The sequence below is a fragment of the Mesorhizobium oxytropidicola genome (genome assembly GCF_056174625.1).
The window spans coordinates 514,353-530,088 of record NZ_JBWBWK010000002.1 but is presented as its reverse complement, the minus strand read 5'-3'; the positions used below and the strand labels follow the sequence as shown (position 1 = coordinate 530,088).

The 15,736-nt window shown below is 60.4% G+C and carries 15 protein-coding genes and 3 pseudogenes; 14 read left to right on the top strand and 4 right to left on the bottom strand.

Going from position 1 to position 15,736, the window contains the following annotated elements; translation table 11 throughout:
* Positions 1-587 precede the first annotated feature (587 nt).
* Entirely contained in the window at positions 588-842 is a 255-nt protein-coding gene (locus tag AC0V8S_RS38050; RefSeq protein WP_183465667.1) for a helix-turn-helix domain-containing protein, read from the top strand.
* Between the two features lie 329 nt (positions 843-1,171).
* On the top strand, positions 1,172-2,005 hold the full coding sequence (locus tag AC0V8S_RS38045) for an IS5 family transposase (protein WP_475439174.1): 834 nt from the start codon (positions 1,172-1,174) through the stop codon (positions 2,003-2,005).
* 765 nt (positions 2,006-2,770) lie between these two features.
* On the opposite strand, the gene AC0V8S_RS38040 is transcribed toward AC0V8S_RS38045, so the two are convergent.
* Positions 2,771-3,160, bottom strand: coding sequence for a hypothetical protein (locus AC0V8S_RS38040; protein ID WP_475438852.1), 390 nt, complete (start codon positions 3,158-3,160; stop codon positions 2,771-2,773).
* A 98-nt stretch (positions 3,161-3,258) separates the two neighbouring features.
* Here AC0V8S_RS38040 and AC0V8S_RS38035 point away from each other — a divergent pair, with 98 nt between their 5' ends.
* The 4 genes from AC0V8S_RS38035 (at position 3,259) to queE (ending at position 5,570) form a co-directional block, all read left to right on the top strand.
* On the top strand, positions 3,259-3,603 hold the full coding sequence (locus tag AC0V8S_RS38035) for a hypothetical protein (RefSeq protein ID WP_475438851.1): 345 nt from the start codon (positions 3,259-3,261) through the stop codon (positions 3,601-3,603).
* Between the two features lie 181 nt (positions 3,604-3,784).
* Positions 3,785-4,483 carry a 7-cyano-7-deazaguanine synthase QueC gene (gene queC / locus AC0V8S_RS38030; RefSeq protein ID WP_475438850.1) on the top strand — a complete coding sequence of 233 codons (699 nt, stop codon included), beginning with the start codon at positions 3,785-3,787 and terminating at the stop codon, positions 4,481-4,483.
* Positions 4,483-4,839 (top strand): 6-carboxytetrahydropterin synthase QueD, encoded by a 357-nt coding sequence (gene queD / locus AC0V8S_RS38025; protein WP_123169385.1) that lies wholly within the window; start codon positions 4,483-4,485, stop codon positions 4,837-4,839. The genes queC and queD overlap by 1 nt, the downstream gene beginning before the upstream one ends.
* On the top strand, positions 4,836-5,570 hold the full coding sequence (queE, locus tag AC0V8S_RS38020) for a 7-carboxy-7-deazaguanine synthase QueE (protein WP_475438849.1): 735 nt from the start codon (positions 4,836-4,838) through the stop codon (positions 5,568-5,570). Before queD ends, queE begins: the two co-directional genes overlap by 4 nt.
* A 201-nt stretch (positions 5,571-5,771) precedes the next feature.
* Here queE and AC0V8S_RS38015 read toward each other — a convergent pair whose 3' ends face one another.
* The gene (locus tag AC0V8S_RS38015) at positions 5,772-6,041 is read right to left on the bottom strand and encodes a hypothetical protein (protein WP_475438848.1); all 270 of its coding nucleotides are present in this window, start codon (positions 6,039-6,041) and stop codon (positions 5,772-5,774) included.
* Positions 6,042-6,344: 303 nt separating this feature from the next.
* Between AC0V8S_RS38015 and AC0V8S_RS38010 the strand changes: the two genes are divergently transcribed.
* The 4 genes and pseudogenes from AC0V8S_RS38010 to repC form a co-directional block, all read left to right on the top strand.
* Positions 6,345-7,751 carry a dicarboxylate/amino acid:cation symporter gene (locus AC0V8S_RS38010; RefSeq protein WP_475438847.1) on the top strand — a complete coding sequence of 469 codons (1,407 nt, stop codon included), beginning with the start codon at positions 6,345-6,347 and terminating at the stop codon, positions 7,749-7,751.
* Between the two features lie 300 nt (positions 7,752-8,051).
* Positions 8,052-8,519 carry a DsbA family protein gene (locus AC0V8S_RS38005; protein ID WP_475438846.1) on the top strand — a complete coding sequence of 156 codons (468 nt, stop codon included), beginning with the start codon at positions 8,052-8,054 and terminating at the stop codon, positions 8,517-8,519.
* A gap of 92 nt (positions 8,520-8,611) precedes the next feature.
* Positions 8,612-8,728 (top strand): annotated as a pseudogene (locus tag AC0V8S_RS38000) (cytochrome c biogenesis protein CcdA); the annotation flags it as partial.
* A gap of 1 nt (position 8,729) precedes the next feature.
* Positions 8,730-9,101 (top strand): annotated as a pseudogene (gene repC / locus AC0V8S_RS37995) (replication initiation protein RepC); the annotation flags it as partial.
* 262 nt (positions 9,102-9,363) lie between these two features.
* Here repC and AC0V8S_RS37990 read toward each other — a convergent pair.
* Both AC0V8S_RS37990 and hemN read right to left on the bottom strand, forming a co-directional pair.
* Positions 9,364-9,573: a hypothetical protein gene (locus AC0V8S_RS37990; protein WP_475438845.1), complete on the bottom strand. Its 210-nt coding sequence runs from the start codon at positions 9,571-9,573 to the stop codon at positions 9,364-9,366.
* 729 nt (positions 9,574-10,302) lie between these two features.
* Positions 10,303-11,651 (bottom strand): annotated as a pseudogene (gene hemN, locus AC0V8S_RS37985) (oxygen-independent coproporphyrinogen III oxidase).
* 157 nt (positions 11,652-11,808) lie between these two features.
* Between hemN and AC0V8S_RS37980 the strand changes: the two are divergent.
* The 4 genes from AC0V8S_RS37980 to AC0V8S_RS37965 all read left to right on the top strand — a co-directional run bounded on the left by AC0V8S_RS37980 (position 11,809) and on the right by AC0V8S_RS37965 (position 15,735).
* Positions 11,809-12,555, top strand: coding sequence for a Crp/Fnr family transcriptional regulator (locus tag AC0V8S_RS37980; protein ID WP_475438844.1), 747 nt, complete (start codon positions 11,809-11,811; stop codon positions 12,553-12,555).
* A 665-nt stretch (positions 12,556-13,220) separates the two neighbouring features.
* Entirely contained in the window at positions 13,221-14,852 is a 1,632-nt protein-coding gene (gene ccoN / locus AC0V8S_RS37975; RefSeq protein WP_475438843.1) for a cytochrome-c oxidase, cbb3-type subunit I, read from the top strand.
* Positions 14,843-15,574, top strand: coding sequence for a cytochrome-c oxidase, cbb3-type subunit II (gene ccoO / locus AC0V8S_RS37970; protein WP_183465673.1), 732 nt, complete (start codon positions 14,843-14,845; stop codon positions 15,572-15,574). The genes ccoN and ccoO overlap by 10 nt, the downstream gene beginning before the upstream one ends.
* Before the next feature lie 11 nt (positions 15,575-15,585).
* Positions 15,586-15,735, top strand: a complete 150-nt coding sequence (locus AC0V8S_RS37965) for a cbb3-type cytochrome c oxidase subunit 3 (RefSeq protein WP_095496049.1) — start codon at positions 15,586-15,588, stop codon at positions 15,733-15,735.
* The last annotated feature ends 1 nt before the right edge of the window (position 15,736 follow it).

The window sequence follows — 15,736 nt, the reverse complement described above, 5'->3', positions numbered from 1 at the left end:
ATCCAACAATCGCCATCCTTTTTTCGGCAGGTCGGGCAATTGCGCAGGGCAGCCGGATTGAGCTTGCTCAAGCCGACGTCAGCACAGAAGCCCGCGGCCCTTTCGGCTGTATCCTCGGCCGCCCCATCCTTTCAGTTTGCGAATAAGCATCGGCGGCTTAAAAAATTTGGTTAACAGCGGTAATCGATGTGTGATTCAAACATAGCGCGTTTTTCGCTGCATCGGCGGCGGACATTGGTCGAAGGTATCAGCGTCCGCTAGGCTGGGTGGACGGTGCTGGAGGCGGAGGCAGGGGGAGTTCGAGTGCTGTTCAAGAATGCCATCGGCGAGGATGAGTCGCGTGGGATCGCAGGACGAATGCGGTACAGTTGATCGGGCCATCTCAGGGCAGGCAGGTTCTTGAAACTTGATCAGAAGCAGGTGAGTCGCCATATTCCGACCTGGCTGTCCATTTCAGGTGGCCCATTTTATGGATGAGGCCGGTCCGGCCGAATCGACGTCCATTTTTTTGATTTGCTGGGTGCGCGCCAGGTCCGGGAGGAAATCTCCCGATCTATCAGGCGCTCCTTATCTTCTTGGAGGTGTCTATGAAGGATTCGCGCAGTCCCGAGCCAGTCTTGACGGCTATGTCGCAGGGGACCCACATCATCCGCGCTTATCGTGAGCACCTTGGATATTCGATCGAGGACCTCGCAGTGGCGTGCGGGCTTGCCGCTGAGGAAATCCAAAACATCGAGTCGGGTCTGAGGTACAACAAGGGTTATCGGGATCGGATAGCGAGATCACTGTCCATACCTGTGGGAATTCTTGAGGCAGAGTCGGACATATCGGACGCCGCGTGATGTCGGATAATCTGCAAATGAGTGGAAGATCCGCTCCTTGTGATGTGTAATTTGCGACGGATAGTCGAACGTCAAAAAAGAGCGCCCGGGTCCTGGAAACGAAGAACGGGGAGACGCGAATGCCTTCTGGCGCAGTACCGCCAAGAGATTCTCGTCCAACTGTCCGAGTCAGGAATTGCACAAGGGTTCGCCGAATATGAAGTTGGAACGCTTCATCTTCATACTGTCTTAGAGCCTGACCCGAAACTCAGGATTGGGCGTGGAAGCGGTTGAGTGGCCCCGTCCGTTGTGATTCGCTTGAGTTGTCTAGACTTGAACGGGATCACGACATGGGTTGGACGGAGACCACCCGCCGGCGATATTGCCGCGCGGGGCAGCGGGATGCAAACGCGTTGATGGACAAGGAATGGGAGTTGATCGAGCCGTTCCTGCCGGGAACGAAGGCGACGGGACGACCGCGGACGACAGAACTTCGGGCGGTCGTGGACGCGCTCCTCTACATCGCCTGGACGGGCTGCCAGTGGCGGGCATTGCCGGACCGGTTCCCGCCGGTTTCGACGGTTCAACGCTATTTCTATGCCTGGCGGGACAACGGGCTGTGGAAGACCATCAACTTCCACTTGGTGGCTGCGGCACGCCTCGCCCTCGGTCGCGAGGCGAGCCCGAGCGCCGGCGTCATCGACAGCCAATCGGCAAAGACCACGGACGTTGCCGGTTTGCGTGGTTACGACGCCGGCAAGAAGCTCAAAGGCCGCAAGCGCCATATCATTACCGACACCGAGGGGCACTTGGTCGGGCTGACGGTGCATACGGCCGACATCCAGGACAGGGATGGGGCAGTCGGCGTCATCGCCTCCATTCGACGGCTTTACCCCTGGTTGCGCCATCTGTTCGCCGACGGCGGCTATGCCGGAGAAAAGCTGACGCAGGCTCTGGCCAATCTCGGCACATGGACCATCGAAATCATCAAGCGCTCCGACACGGCCAAAGGCTTTGAGGTGCTGCCGCGACGATGGGTCGTCGAGCGAACTTTCGCCTGGCTGGGACGTTGTCGCCGGCTCGCCAAGGACTTCGAGGCGACCATCGCCAGCGCCGAGGCGTGGATCTTCATCGCGTCGATCCGCCTCATGCTTCGCCGCATGGCAGCTCCGCGTCGTGCGTAACCGAGTTCCGAGTCAGGCTCTTAGGCGATATCGCCGCCCGGAGTGCTGCGACACGTGCACGATAGCATCGGCTCGTGACGAAGGATTGCTAACGGCGAACTCATGCTGGTCGGCAACGCGATACCGGCTGGAGCATCAGGTTGGCCGACGAGAGCGGCCCACCAAGTTGGGCAGGATCGGCCGACACGGCCGACATCGCGCCGCTCTGACAAGAGCACAGCGGGCACCCAGACACTGCCGGGTTGACTATGGGTGTCGGAACCGCGAAAAGGGGCCGCTCTTCATGAGTGGCGTGCGCCGGCAGTCTAACCCCAAGCCCCCCGCCCAGGCTGCCGGCGCGCTTCTAACGTAGACATAGGGCACAACGTTTCCTTGTCCGACTTACGCCTCGATCAGATCCCGAGCTGCCAGCCAGTGTTCGACCGTCGCTTCCGCCTCTGCCTGGCGCCCGAGGCGCTTCCTCCAGCGAGGAAAGCCGATCACCATGGGTGCCGCCAGTTCTGATGCTCACCCACGTGCCATTTGCGATCTCGTGTCGGTGAGAGCACCGGAAGCACCTCCCTGCTTGAAAAGGGCAGGGCGGCTTGCGTCGCCCCTGTTGTTACTATTCTTCGCTGTGGTCGGTGTCTTCCTTGGCTTCGGAATCGGGACATTCGACTTTGCAAAAAAATAGGCCGCCGGAGCCGTTTTCGAGCACGACAATCATGCCGGCAGTGCCGGCAACGATGCCGCATGCAAAAATCCACAGATGGTTCTAGCCAAATGCTAGCTGCCCAGCATATGTCCGGCATTTCGCAAGGCCCCTAGGAAGAGACTGGCATGGCCGTTGGCATCGATCTTGGCCTGCATCGACAAAGGCATGCTGTTCCAGTTTTCCAATGGCGCAATGAGATGTGAGAAAGTACCATTGACGATGCAACGGTGGGTAACAAGGCCCTGTCTGTCCAACGCCAGTACGCCGGTTTGGTCGCCCAGATATCGGATGGCTGCGACCCGCTGGACCTCCGCGTCACCGTCGACCCGTACGTCGAAAAGCAGGATACCGCGGCTCCTGGTGGCTATCTCCGCGGCTTTTTCAGCGAAGCTTAAGGAGAGAGAGCGGACGCTTTCGACCGCCATCTGGAAAACCATCAAATCCAGTTCATTCACGGCCATAAGGTAACTGCACGTAACACAGGGGTCATTGCAATCGACGCACACGGCTTGTTCACCGATGTCGGCTCACGACCGATCATTTAGTTTGGGTTTGCCGGTTGGCCACTGACCGAGGGCGTGCTCCGGTTCGAACCGATCCTGAAGCGGAATGCGCGGGATCTACGGAACCCGAAGAGCCGGCCAGCCAAGTTGCCGCGACAATTGATGTCGATCATTCCAGACATCTGCATTTCGGCGCGGCTGCGAAAAAATCCCACCTGGTAAATCCGTTCTTTGCGGCAAGCCCATCCTCGGGCCGTCTTTTACATGAAACCCTCGCATGGCGTCCCTCGAAGCTCGGCACCGCCGGGCGCTTGATCGAAGCGTCGAGAACCCTGTTTTCCGAAGATCCGGGACCTCCTTCAGAGCATATTCTGGTACGCTCGCCTTTGAACATCCACTGAAGCGTCCGTTTCTAGTCCGTGTTCCCTATAGGCTCACCGCCTGAGCGCGCCTTGCACACAGCGGCACGTCCGCGCATGAAACTTGTCCCCCCGTTCACTTCACAAAATGGATTTCCTGAAGTACTAGGAGCGCAGAGAAATCTCCGGTCGCAGCCTACCCGGTTAAAACAAGGACCCAACGATGAAAACTCTCGTCATCTGCTCCGGCGGATTGGACTCCGTTACTCTTGCTCACAAGGTGGCAGCGGAGTACGAGCTCGCCGGCCTCCTATCTTTCGATTACGGCCAACGGCACCGGAAGGAATTGGGATTCGCCGCCCTTTGCGCTGAACGCCTGAACGTCCCGCATCGCAGCATCGACATCCGCCAAATCGGCCGCGGCCTTTCCGGCTCCGCGCTGACCGATAGTGTGGATGTGCCGGATGGGCACTACGCCGAAGACACGATGAAGGTCACGGTAGTGCCGAACCGGAACGCCATCATGTTGGCCACCGCCTTCGGTCTCGCCGCCGCGCACAAGGTCGAAGCGGTGGCGACTGCCGTGCACGGTGGGGATCATTTCATTTATCCCGACTGCCGTCCGGCCTTCATCGACGCTTTCCAGATGATGCAAGACCGCGCGCTCGACGGCTACGCGAAGGTTCGCCTTTATGCGCCCTATGTGAATCTCACGAAGGCGGACATCGTTAGGGATGGAGCAACATACGGCACGCCATTTGCACAGACCTGGTCCTGCTACAAGGGCGCCGAGCGTCACTGCGGGAGGTGCGGGACCTGCGTCGAGCGGCGCGAGGCGTTTCATCTCTCTGGGGACCTGGACCCCACCGACTACGAGGACCCCGACTTCTGGCTCGATGCGCTGCGAAGGAGGACCGCATAATGTTCCGCATCACCAAGGAATTCCACTTCTCGGCCTCGCATCAGCTCACCTCGTTGCCGCCCGATCACCAATGCGCGCGCCTGCACGGGCATAACTACATCGTCGAAGTGGAGCTTTCAGCGAATGGACTGAACGACAACGGTTTCGTGCGCGACTATCACGATTTGGCGCCATTCAAACGCTATATCGACGAGAGCTTCGACCACCGACATCTCAACGACGTGCTCGGACATGAGCAAGTCACCGCGGAATGCCTAGCCAGACATTTTTATCTATGGTGCAAGGCACGCCTGCCCGAAACCTCGGCCGTGCGGGTGAGCGAAACGCCGAAAACCTGGGCGGAATACCGGCCATGACCGATACGCATCCCGCAATCCGCGTGAGCGAGATTTTCGGGCCGACGATCCAGGGCGAGGGCGTGCTCATCGGTTTGCCGACGGTCTTCATCAGAACCGGCGGGTGTGACTATCGCTGTTCCTGGTGCGACAGTCTCCATGCGGTGGACAATCAATTCCGCCATGAATGGGAGATGATGCCAATCGACGCGGTATGGCAAACCGTCGTTACGCTTTCCGGTGGCCGGCCAATGATGGTGTCGCTGTCAGGCGGCAATCCGGCCATTCAGCCGTTTAGTGCGCTCATCGAGCGAGGCCATGGTGAAGGTTACCGTTTTGCGCTCGAGACCCAAGGTTCGGTGGTCAGGGACTGGTTTGCCGACCTTGACGTGCTGATCCTCAGCCCTAAGCCGCCTTCAAGCGAAATGAGGACCGATTGGGCCACTCTGGAGGCGTGCGTCGATGCGGCGCAAGAGAAGCCGCAGATCGTGCTCAAGCTCGTTGTTTTCGACGAGAGCGACTACGCCTACGCGAAAGGCGCCGCGGAGCGATTTCCGCGCCTCCCGGTTTACCTGCAACCCGGCAATCACACGCCGCCCCGTCCTGGCAACGAAGACGCGTCTGTCGATCTGGACGGAATAATGAAACGCATGGAGTGGCTGGTTGAAAAGGTAACCGGCGACAGGTGGTTCGACGCCCGCGTGCTGCCGCAGCTGCACGTTCTGCTGTGGGGCAACAAGAGGGCCGTCTAGCCTGCGTCTTTCGCACTGGAACTGCGTCTGCGGATCTTCGGTTAGCCGGGTCGGCCCCCATTGACGGCGTTGTCGGGGTACTTGCGGACTTATGGTACCGGCACAAAGAGCGTGGCCAGCCGAGTTTGATCCGACTTTGATGGGGCATCCTCGTGGTCCGAATTCAGGGATGCGCGATGGGCCAGATTGTGCATGGGAGCATCACGACGACAGAGGCGATCCATAGAGCAATACATCATGGTCAAGACGGCCTGAGGACGCGGGCAACGCTACGGCACAAATCACAAGACCGTTGGCAACCTGGCGCGAGAACTCCATGTCCATCACCGCATGCAGGTCCACGACCGACAACCACTGCGCCCACCCAAAGGTTGGCGCGGCGCTACCGCGGTGCGGCGGCAGCACAGCGATCGCGCGCCAGGAGCGCAGCTTGGGGCCTATGTCGCGACGCGGCCGGTCGACTTCCGTCATTTTGTGTAGCGCCAGACTATACGGGGTCGCAGCGGCAATCGCTTGGCCGCTGCCAGGCTGCCTGTAACGCCCAGAGCGACCTCCAATCCCCGACACTCGGCCCTTCTCTCGATAAGGGCACGCGCCAGCGGCGTGTGCAGAAATCCGCACAAGCACGGCGTGAGGACCGGCGCGTGTCTCGCGCCGCCGCAATTTGGCACGGCGCTTGCGAACGACATGGCAGCTGCGTTCGACCGGAGTGCCGCGATGCGAGAAGCCTGGGATGGGACGAAGCGCCCGGTCCCTATCCGGTTGGGGAGAGAAATGGTGTTAGCTCCACATGTCCGCGGCGCGGACGCGGCGCCTCGCAAGGCCTTCTACGCCAAGCCCTATGTGCAGGTGCTTGCCGCCATCGCCCTTTGCGTCGCACTCGGCTATTTCTATCCGGGGATTGGCGAAAGCGCGAAGCCGCTCGGTGATGCCTTCATCAAGCTTGTCAAGATGATCATCGCGCCTGTCGTTTTCCTGACAATTGCGACCGGCATCGCCGGCATGAACGATCTCCAGAACGTCGGCCGAGTTGCCGGCAAGGCGATGGTCCATTTCCTCACCTTCTCGAGGCTCGCACTTATCGTCGGCCTTGTCGTCGCCAATGTCGTTCAGCCGGGCGCCGGCCTCAACATCGATCCGGCCTCGCTCGACGTCCAGGCCGTGAATACCTATGCCGCGAAGGCCCACGAGCAGTCCGTCACCGGCTTCCTGATGAACATCATCCCGTCGACGATCGTCGGCGCCTTCGCGCAAGGCGACATCCTGCAGGTCCTGTTCTTCTCGGTTCTGTTCGGCATCGCCCTGGCCACGGTAGGAGAGACGGGCAAGCCTGTCGTTTGCTTCCTTCAGGCACTGATCGCCCCCATTTTCAAGCTCGTCAGCCTGCTGATGAAGGCCGCCCCGATCGGGGCTTTCGGCGCGATGGCCTTCACCACCGGCAAATATGGCATCGGGTCGATCGTTAACCTCGCGATGCTGGTCGGGACGTTCTATTTCACCGCCTTCCTTTTCGTGTTCGGCGTTCTCGGCGCGGTCTGCCGTTACAACGGGTTCTCGATCTTTTCTCACATTCGCTACATCAAGGAAAAGCTGCTGCTTGTCCTGGCAACGTCCTCCTCGGAGGCCGCGCTGCCCTCGATCATGGAGAAGATGGAGAAGGCCGGCGCCAAGCGTTCCGTCGTGGGACTCGTCGGCCCGACCGGATATCCCTTCAACCTGGACGGCACCAATATCCACATGACGCTGGCGGCCCTCTTCATCGCCCAGGCGACGAACGTCGATCTCTCGATTGGCGATCGGATCCTGCTGCTTCTCGTCGCCATGCTCCCTTCGAAAGGAGCAACTCGCATCACCGCTGCAGGCTTCGTCACTTTGGCTGCAACGCTCTTTGTCATCCCGACCGCCCCGCTCGCCGGCATGGCGCTGATCCTTGGCGTCGACCGCTTCATGTTCGAATGCCAGGCGCTGACGAATGTCGTTGGCAATGCGGTGGCTTCGCTCGTCCTCGCCCGCTGGGGGGCGAGCCGGATGAAGTTCGATCGGCCAAGGCCGTCGCGAGCGGCCCCTCGACGCTTTGAACGTGGAGGATCAAGACGTCCGGCCCGGCGAAGGGCGGTTGCGGCCGGCCAGCTCGCGCGAGCGCCGCTCAGCCATTGGGGGCAGGGCGTGAAGCCGTCCTAGAGGCATTGCCAGCTGGCATCGGCACCGAGAGAGCCCCGCAACTTCCCGTACTCCGGGAAGTGCCGGGCAAGCGATCAAAAGCGATGCCCGGGTTTACGCCAAAGGCACCGTTGCTGCCCTGCTGTTCACTGTTAATCGGAAACCGCCCCATGTCCAAGCCAACCCCCGGCCTTGTCGTCTCGTTCGCTCTTTTAGCCCTCGCCCTGCCTTTTTTCCGCGCTGGGGGCGCTACATCATCCTGTTGTCATAGACTACCTGCAGCAGCTCGAAGACCGACGCCAGCTCGCGGCGGAATTGAAGATGCTCATTGCCGCGCGGCGCGACGCACTGTTCAATGACCCCGCTGCGCCAACCGCTGGCAATCCGGAAGGCGACGTCGCTCTGGTCACCTTCTTTGATTACAACTGCCCACCTTGCCGGAACGCAGCCCTCAATATCCAGCAAGCCATCAAGGAGGATTGGAGTCTGAAGCTTGTGTTCAAAGAGTTTCCGATCCTGGGACCAGCTTCCAAATTCGCCGCGGTGGCGGCGCTCGCCTCCCACAAACAGGGAAAATACGAGGCGTTCCACCGTGCCCTCATGGGTTTCCACGACCTCGTCAACGAAAGGTCCACCTTGACCATCGCAGCAGATGTGGGCCTCGACGTTGAGCAGCTCAAGCGGGACATGGAAGACCCGGCATCGCAGACGCCATTGCGCGCAATGGCGCGCTCGCCGGCGATCTGTACATCACCGGCACGCCGGCGTTGGTGGTCGGCGATGAAGTGATCCCTGGGATGGTCGATGTTGCCACGCTGCAACGCTCCATCGCCGATGCGCGAGCAAAGCCGGAGGGTTGAGACGGTGTTTGAAATTCCAATATCGGCATTTTGACAGCACTGGCGGCCGGTGCAATCTCGTTCCTCTCGCCATGCGTGCTGCCTGTCGTGCCGGGCTACGTCTCTTATATGGTCGGCAACCCGATGGTGCGCCAACGGCATGCCGCAGACCACCCTTCGCCGTCATCTCGCGGTTCTGGTCGAATGCGGCCTGATCATTCGCCAGGACACCCCCCAACGGCAAAAGACATGCGAGGTAGCGTCGGGGAGGCGAGATCGAGCAGGCTTTCGGCTTCGATGGGGATCCTGCTGGCCGCCTGCCCGAGCATGCGGGAACTCGCCCGGGCGACGAAATTCGCTACCGGCGGGATTTTCTGGCCGCGGCCGAGCTTGTCCGGCCCATGTTGGGATCACCCCGAGCGCGTGGCGGGAGGCCTGCGAGGTGCAGGGCGAGCAACAGGCCGCGATCACGTTGACCGCGATCTATCAACGCGCTGATCAGATCAACAGCGCCGGCGGTTATTTGCGCTGCCTGACGGACCGCGCTGGGGACGGGAAATTCTCGGCCTGGCCGATGATCTTGGCGTCGCTGCTTCGGCCAAACTCGATGCCGAAAAGACGCCCGCGGAGACCGATGGGCCGCCGGATGATGGCAATCGGAGGGAAGGGCGGTTCGAGGGTCTCGGAAACGCTTGTCCCGAGCCTGCGCAGGAATCATGATGCTGGATCGATGTGTGAGCCCGCGTACCGGCCGTTTCCGTTGGCGAGCCAGTCATGCAGGCCAAGCCAGTGGCTTATTCGTCGCCTACGAGACCGTCGAACGCCTCAAGCAGCGCCTCGACGATCGCTTGGCCGAGCGCCTGTGCCGCCTCACCCATTTGGGCTTCGTTTCCGTTGCGCGCGGCGGTGGCGAGTTCCGAACCCTCATCCGTCAGGATCGCATTGGCCCGATCGATCGCCCATTGCGCAAAATCGTCCCGGCTGTCGATGATCCTGGTTTCCATCAATGCGCGCTCCCGCGTTTACGATTTGTTTGCCCATTCGGGCTAGGGTTGAGATGCGCGATGGGTACTGCGTTCGCGCCATAACACTTCTCGATCCTTGCACCGAGGCCTGACTGAGCAAGCCGTTCCGCCTCGCCCGGTCGAGGAGGTTCTTGACGGATGAAGGCGCCCATTTCCTTGCGCCGCGCGGTGCCCGTCATGAAGCCTCGTGCCGGTTGGCGATTTCGCGCAGCGTGAGCTGTGGGGGACGAATGATTTCCGGCAACTAGCTGCATGAGGCGATGCTCGGGAAGGCCGGCGGGCGCATGAGACGCCCGCGCCGAGTTCCTCGACGATCCTTTGGCAGCCGGCCACTCCCTGTGGTCGACGGGAAATGCGAGTTTGCGTCTTAGCGGCCATTTGCAGCCCTTGGGAGATCGTTTTGGGCCGGATTTCCAAGCATGGATGGTACGGCGTCTCTTGAGGTTCTGCAGACGTTGCAGTCTACCAGCGCGATCAGGCCATTCGGCGATAACCCACAACTCCAGCTCCCCTAGAGACAAGAAGTTCCTCTCACCCCGTTGGAGGCGGAACATATAGTTGCTATCGTCCTCGACCTCGCGCCAGCCCGGACGCTTATGGCCAAAGACCTTCGTCTGGTCCGCAATGCGACGGTAGCCGGTGAATGGTCAAAACGTAGCGCAATCGGTTCACGATCGATTGAAAACCGTGACCGTTCCTCTGCGGTGCTCAGACTGCCACCGAGTGCCTGGCCGTTCCACTTTCGAGATATTTGTCGAACTTCGCCGCAACGCTCCTCACGAAGGGACGGCTTTCCGCCAGCACGACGAAACTGTCGCCTTGGAGTTCAAGCAGTCGAGCAGGATCCCGAAGAGCGATTGAGCTTGCCTGAAAAGGAGCTTTTGGCCGGCTTCCCCGAAGCTCTCCACCAGGTCGATCGCCGAGAAGGCGAAATCGCACATCAGCCGCTCGATGATCCAGCCACGGACGCGATCGTCGTCGGAAAAGGCGATGCCGCGGACGGCGGCCAGCCCGCCATTGGCGACCATACGTCCGTACTCAGCGGTCGAAGGATTGTTCTGCAGGTAGCCCTGGCGAAACCGGCTAATGGACGAAGGACCGACACCGATCAGCGTCTCGCAGCGATCCGCTGTGTAGCCTTGGAAGTTGCGATGCAGGGCCCCTGTGGAGGCCGCCACCGCCAGCGCATCGCCCGGCTTGGCGAAATGGTCGAGGCCTATTGCTTCATATCCCTTGTCCAAAATCGCCCGCGCGGCGAGTTGCGATTGCGCGAACCGCTCCGTGGGACCGGGGAGCCAGGCCTCGTCGATCATCGTCTGATGTTTCTTGAACCAGGGCACGTGAGCGTAGCCGAACAGCGCCATCCTGTCCGGTTCCAGGGTGAGCGCCTGCGCGACGGTAGAACACAGGCTCTCGCTGGTTTGATGCGGCAGGCCGTAGAGCAGATCCAGATTGACGGACTCGACGCCGCGGGAACGAACTCCGTCGACGACTGCCTTGGTCTGCAAAAAGCTTTGGTCGCGGTTGATCGCCTTTTGCACTTTCGGATCGAAATCCTGCACGCCGAGGCTCGCCCGCGTCATGCCGATTTCGGCAAGTGCATCAAGGCGTGCCTCGTCCATATCGTTCGGATCGATCTCGATGCTGATTTTCGTATTTGGAACAAAATCGAAGCTGTCCCGCATGAACGCGCCTAGAGCCACCATATCCTCAGGCTTCAGCATTGTCGGCGAGCCGCCGCCGAAGTGGATTGCGCGGACGAAGACCTTGCCGCTGATAAGGGCGGCAACCGTCCCGATCTCCGCGCGTAGCGAGCGCAGATAAGCGGTCACCGGCTCATAGTGGCGCGTCTGCTTGGTATGGCACGCACAGAACCAGCAGAGTCTGTCACAATAGGGAATATGCAGGTAAAGCGATATCTCGTCACCGCCTTCGAGGGCCTCCAACCAGCCTTTCTGGACCGCCGCATCGACGCCCGGATGGAAATGCGGCGCGGTCGGGTAACTGGTGTAGCGGGGGACGTTCTCGCCAAGTCTGGCAGTTAATTCCGGTCGCATGTCGTGGTCCACCGTGTTTTGAGTCGCCGGAACTCTGGACGCGTCGAACAGCCAAAGCCCTGATTTCGGTCAACCTCCAGCACGGACAAACTGCCGCAACGATTTTTCTACCGCCGATTGCTATCCTGCCGGCACTTGGGATCGGTAGAGCGATGGAATGACAGTACGGCAAGATATTCATAGTTCCGGCATTCCCGTTCTTTGCCTACCTTGCGAGGCACGGCACCGCGGCGTCTGCGGTGCGCTCGATCCAGACGATTTGGCGCGGCTCGCCAAGACTTCGTCGCGGCACAAGATCGAGCCGGGGGTCGAACTGATCGGCGACGCCGAGGCCGTCGACAGCTATTCAAACGTGCTTTCAGGCGTGGTGAAGCTGACGAAGAGCCTTTCGGACGGCCGCCAGCAAATCGTCGGCCTCCAGTTCGCACCGGATTTTCTGGGACGGCCCTTCAAGGTGAAAAGCGCGATCAATGCGGAAGCGGCAACCGCTGTCTCGCTGTGCTCGTTTCCGAGGGCGGCCATCGACCGGATGATGAAGGAATCACCGGAACTTGAGCATCGCCTGCTCAAGCAGACGCTGAACGAACTCGACGAGGCACGCGAATGGATGGTGACTCTGGGGCGCAAGACCGCACCGGAGAAGGTGGCCAGCTTTCTCCTCATGATCGCCCGGAATATCGATTCCAGTGTTGGCCCGGCGGCCAGGTCGGCGTGCTTCGATCTGCCGCTGACGCGTGCCGAGATCTCTGATTTCCTTGGACTTACAAACGAGACTGTGAGCCGCCAGCTGACCAGACTGAGAATGGACGGCGTGATCCGGATCGAGAACAATCGCCGTGTCACGGTGGACAGCGTCAGCCGGCTGGAGCAGCGCTGCGGCGGCCGAGGCGCAACCGCCCTTTAGATAAGACCTAAGCGCGCGGGGCCGTCGCCTACTCCGACCCGCAGCAGGATTTGTTCGCGTTCGAAAGCGATGTGTGTCGCCGCAAGCCTTCGAAGAAGCCGCGCAGAATGAAACCGACGGCGTCCGCATTCTCCACCGTCTCGCCATGGCCGATCGCTAGCAGAATTCAGTCACCTCACCAGCAAAGCACTCGTCTTCGACGTGTTCGGCGCGCAACCGCCGGGTAGAAGCGAGGCTGGCGTCACCGCCGACGACGGCGGCCTCGTAGGCGGGAAAGACGATCGTTTCTTCATATTGATGAACGCTTGCGCAACAATGGGAGGATTGCGTTGGCCGTGCCGAGGCACTTCAGGCGATCGACGCTGGGCAGCGCATCAGCGATATTTTCCTAAGCATTGCAGAGCTGCAGTTTTCCCTGTGCGCGCGCTTCATCACATCGCACGGAATCCTCCACGCCGGCCGGCCCGCGGACGCCGGACTTGTCCATGAGCGGGGCGGCCCGTGCTGCGTTTCCTCGTTCAATCGCCACCTTCTGATCGCACCGAACTCGATGCTGCCCGAAGCAAAATCGTGCGATCTGACATGGATCAGGGCGAGCAGGCGGCGGCTGCGCAATTAATGCACTGCGGATTTGGGTCCGCCGGAATTGGAGATCGGTACTTGCGATGAAATTCGGCACAGAGATCGTCCTTCTAAGCCTGTTTGCTTTTGCGGCCCTGGTGGCTGCCGGCTTCGGCGTAGATGAACCTTTTCGCCAGCATATGTGGGTTTTGTTCTTCGCCGTGGCTGGCTTCACTGCGATCCTGTTGCGCAACACGGAGTTCACGCCAGCAGTTCCGATCCACCCCGCCGCTTACATGGATGGGCCGATACGCTACGGGGCCGTCGCAACGGTGCTCTGGGGGGTCGTTGGCATGCTGGTCGGTGTGGTCATCGCGCTGCAGCTCGCCTATCCGGATCTCAACATCGAGCCCTGGTTCAATTTCGGTCGCTTGCGGCCGCTGCATACGTCGGGCGTCGTTTTTGCTTTCGGGGGCAATGCACTGCTTTGCACATCCCTGTATGTCGTGCAGCGCACCTGCCGCGCCCGGCTGTTTGGCGGCGATCTCGCCTGGTTCGTGTTCTGGGGCTATCAGCTTTTCATCGTCATGGCTGCGACAGGCTACCTGCTCGGAATCACCGAGAGCCGCGAGTATGCCGAACCCGAATGGTATGTGGACCTGTGGCTGACCATCGTCTGGGTCGCCTATCTCATCCTGTTCCTCGGCACGATCCTGAAGCGCAAGGAACCGCATATCTACGTCGCCAACTGGTTCTATCTGTCATTCATCGTGACCATCGCGATGCTGCATGTGATCAACAATCTGTCGATGCCCGTCTCGTTCGTTGGCTCAAAAAGCTATTCCGCCTTCTCCGGCGTACAGGACGCCCTGACGCAGTGGTGGTACGGCCACAATGCCGTCGGCTTCTTTCTGACCGCCGGCTTTCTCGGCATGATGTATTATTTCGTGCCCAAGCAGGCGAACCGCCCAGTTTATTCCTACCGCCTGTCGATCATCCACTTCTGGGCGCTGATCTTCCTCTATATCTGGGCTGGTCCGCATCACCTGCACTACACCGCTCTGCCCGACTGGGCGCAGACGCTTGGCATGGTGTTTTCGATCATGCTCTGGATGCCCTCCTGGGGCGGCATGATCAACGGCCTGATGACGCTGTCCGGCGCCTGGGACAAGCTGCGCACGGATCCGATCATCCGCATGATGGTGATGGCCATCGCCTTCTATGGCATGTCGACCTTCGAAGGCCCGATGATGGCGATCAAGACGGTCAACTCGCTGTCGCACTATACCGACTGGACGATCGGGCACGTCCACTCCGGCGCGCTTGGCTGGGTTGGCATGATCTCGTTCGGCGCGATCTATTTCATGGTGCCGAAGCTGTGGAATCGCGAGCGGCTCTATTCACTGCGGCTGGTCAACTGGCACTTCTGGCTGGCGACGCTCGGAATCGTCCTTTACGCGGCGGTGATGTGGGTCTCCGGCGTCATGCAAGGCCTGATGTGGCGCGAATACGACGAGCAGGGCTTCCTGATCTACTCCTTCGCCGAAACCGTCGCCGCCATGCATCCCTACTACATCATGCGTGCCATCGGCGGCGCGATGTATCTGTCCGGCGCCCTTATCATGGCCTGGAACATCGCCATGACCATCTTTGGCTACCAACGCGAGGAGGATCCGATGCCGGGCGCCATCCCCGCCCTCGAGCGTGCGCGATCAGGAGCCGGAAAATGGGCTTGATGGACAAACACGCCATCATCGAGAAGAACGCCACGCTTCTTCTCGTTGGCTCCCTTCTGGTGGTGACGGTCGGCGGCATCGTCGAGATCGCGCCGCTCTTCTATCTCGACAATACGATCGAGAAGGTTGAAGGCATGCGGCCCTATTCGCCGCTCGAACTTGCTGGACGAAATATCTATGTGCGCGAGGGCTGCTACCTCTGCCACAGCCAGATGATCAGACCGTTCCGCGACGAGGTTGAGCGCTATGGGCACTACAGCCTGGCGGCCGAGTCGATGTACGATCACCCTTTCCAGTGGGGATCGAAGCGCACCGGACCGGACCTCGCCCGGGTTGGCGACCGCTACTCGAACGAATGGCACGTACAGCATCTTGCCGATCCGCGCTCGGTGGTGCCGGAATCGATCATGCCGAGCTACGAGTTCCTGAAGAATACGCCGATCGAGGTGAAAGACTTCTCGACGCATCTTATCGCAAACAGGCGTGTCGGCGTCCCTTACTCCGATGACATGATCGCAAACGCCAATGTCGATCTGATGGCGCAGGCGGATCCCAACATCGATACGTCCGGCGTTGAAGCGCGCTACCCCAGGGCCAAGCTCGGCGACTTCGACGGCAATCCGCAGCAGGTCACCGAAATGGATGCCTTGGTCGCTTACCTCCAGATGCTTGGCACATTGGTCGATTTCAAGACCTACGACGAAGCCGCCGGCTACCGCTGAGGAGTGTGATCGTGGACTACAATTTGATGCGGGAATTCGCCGACAGCTGGGGCCTGCTTGCCATGGCGCTGTTCTTCGTCGGATGCGTTGCCTTCGCGCTTCGCCCTGGCGGCCGCAGGCAAGCTGACGAAGCCGCTCGAATTCCTCTCAAGGACGATTGAT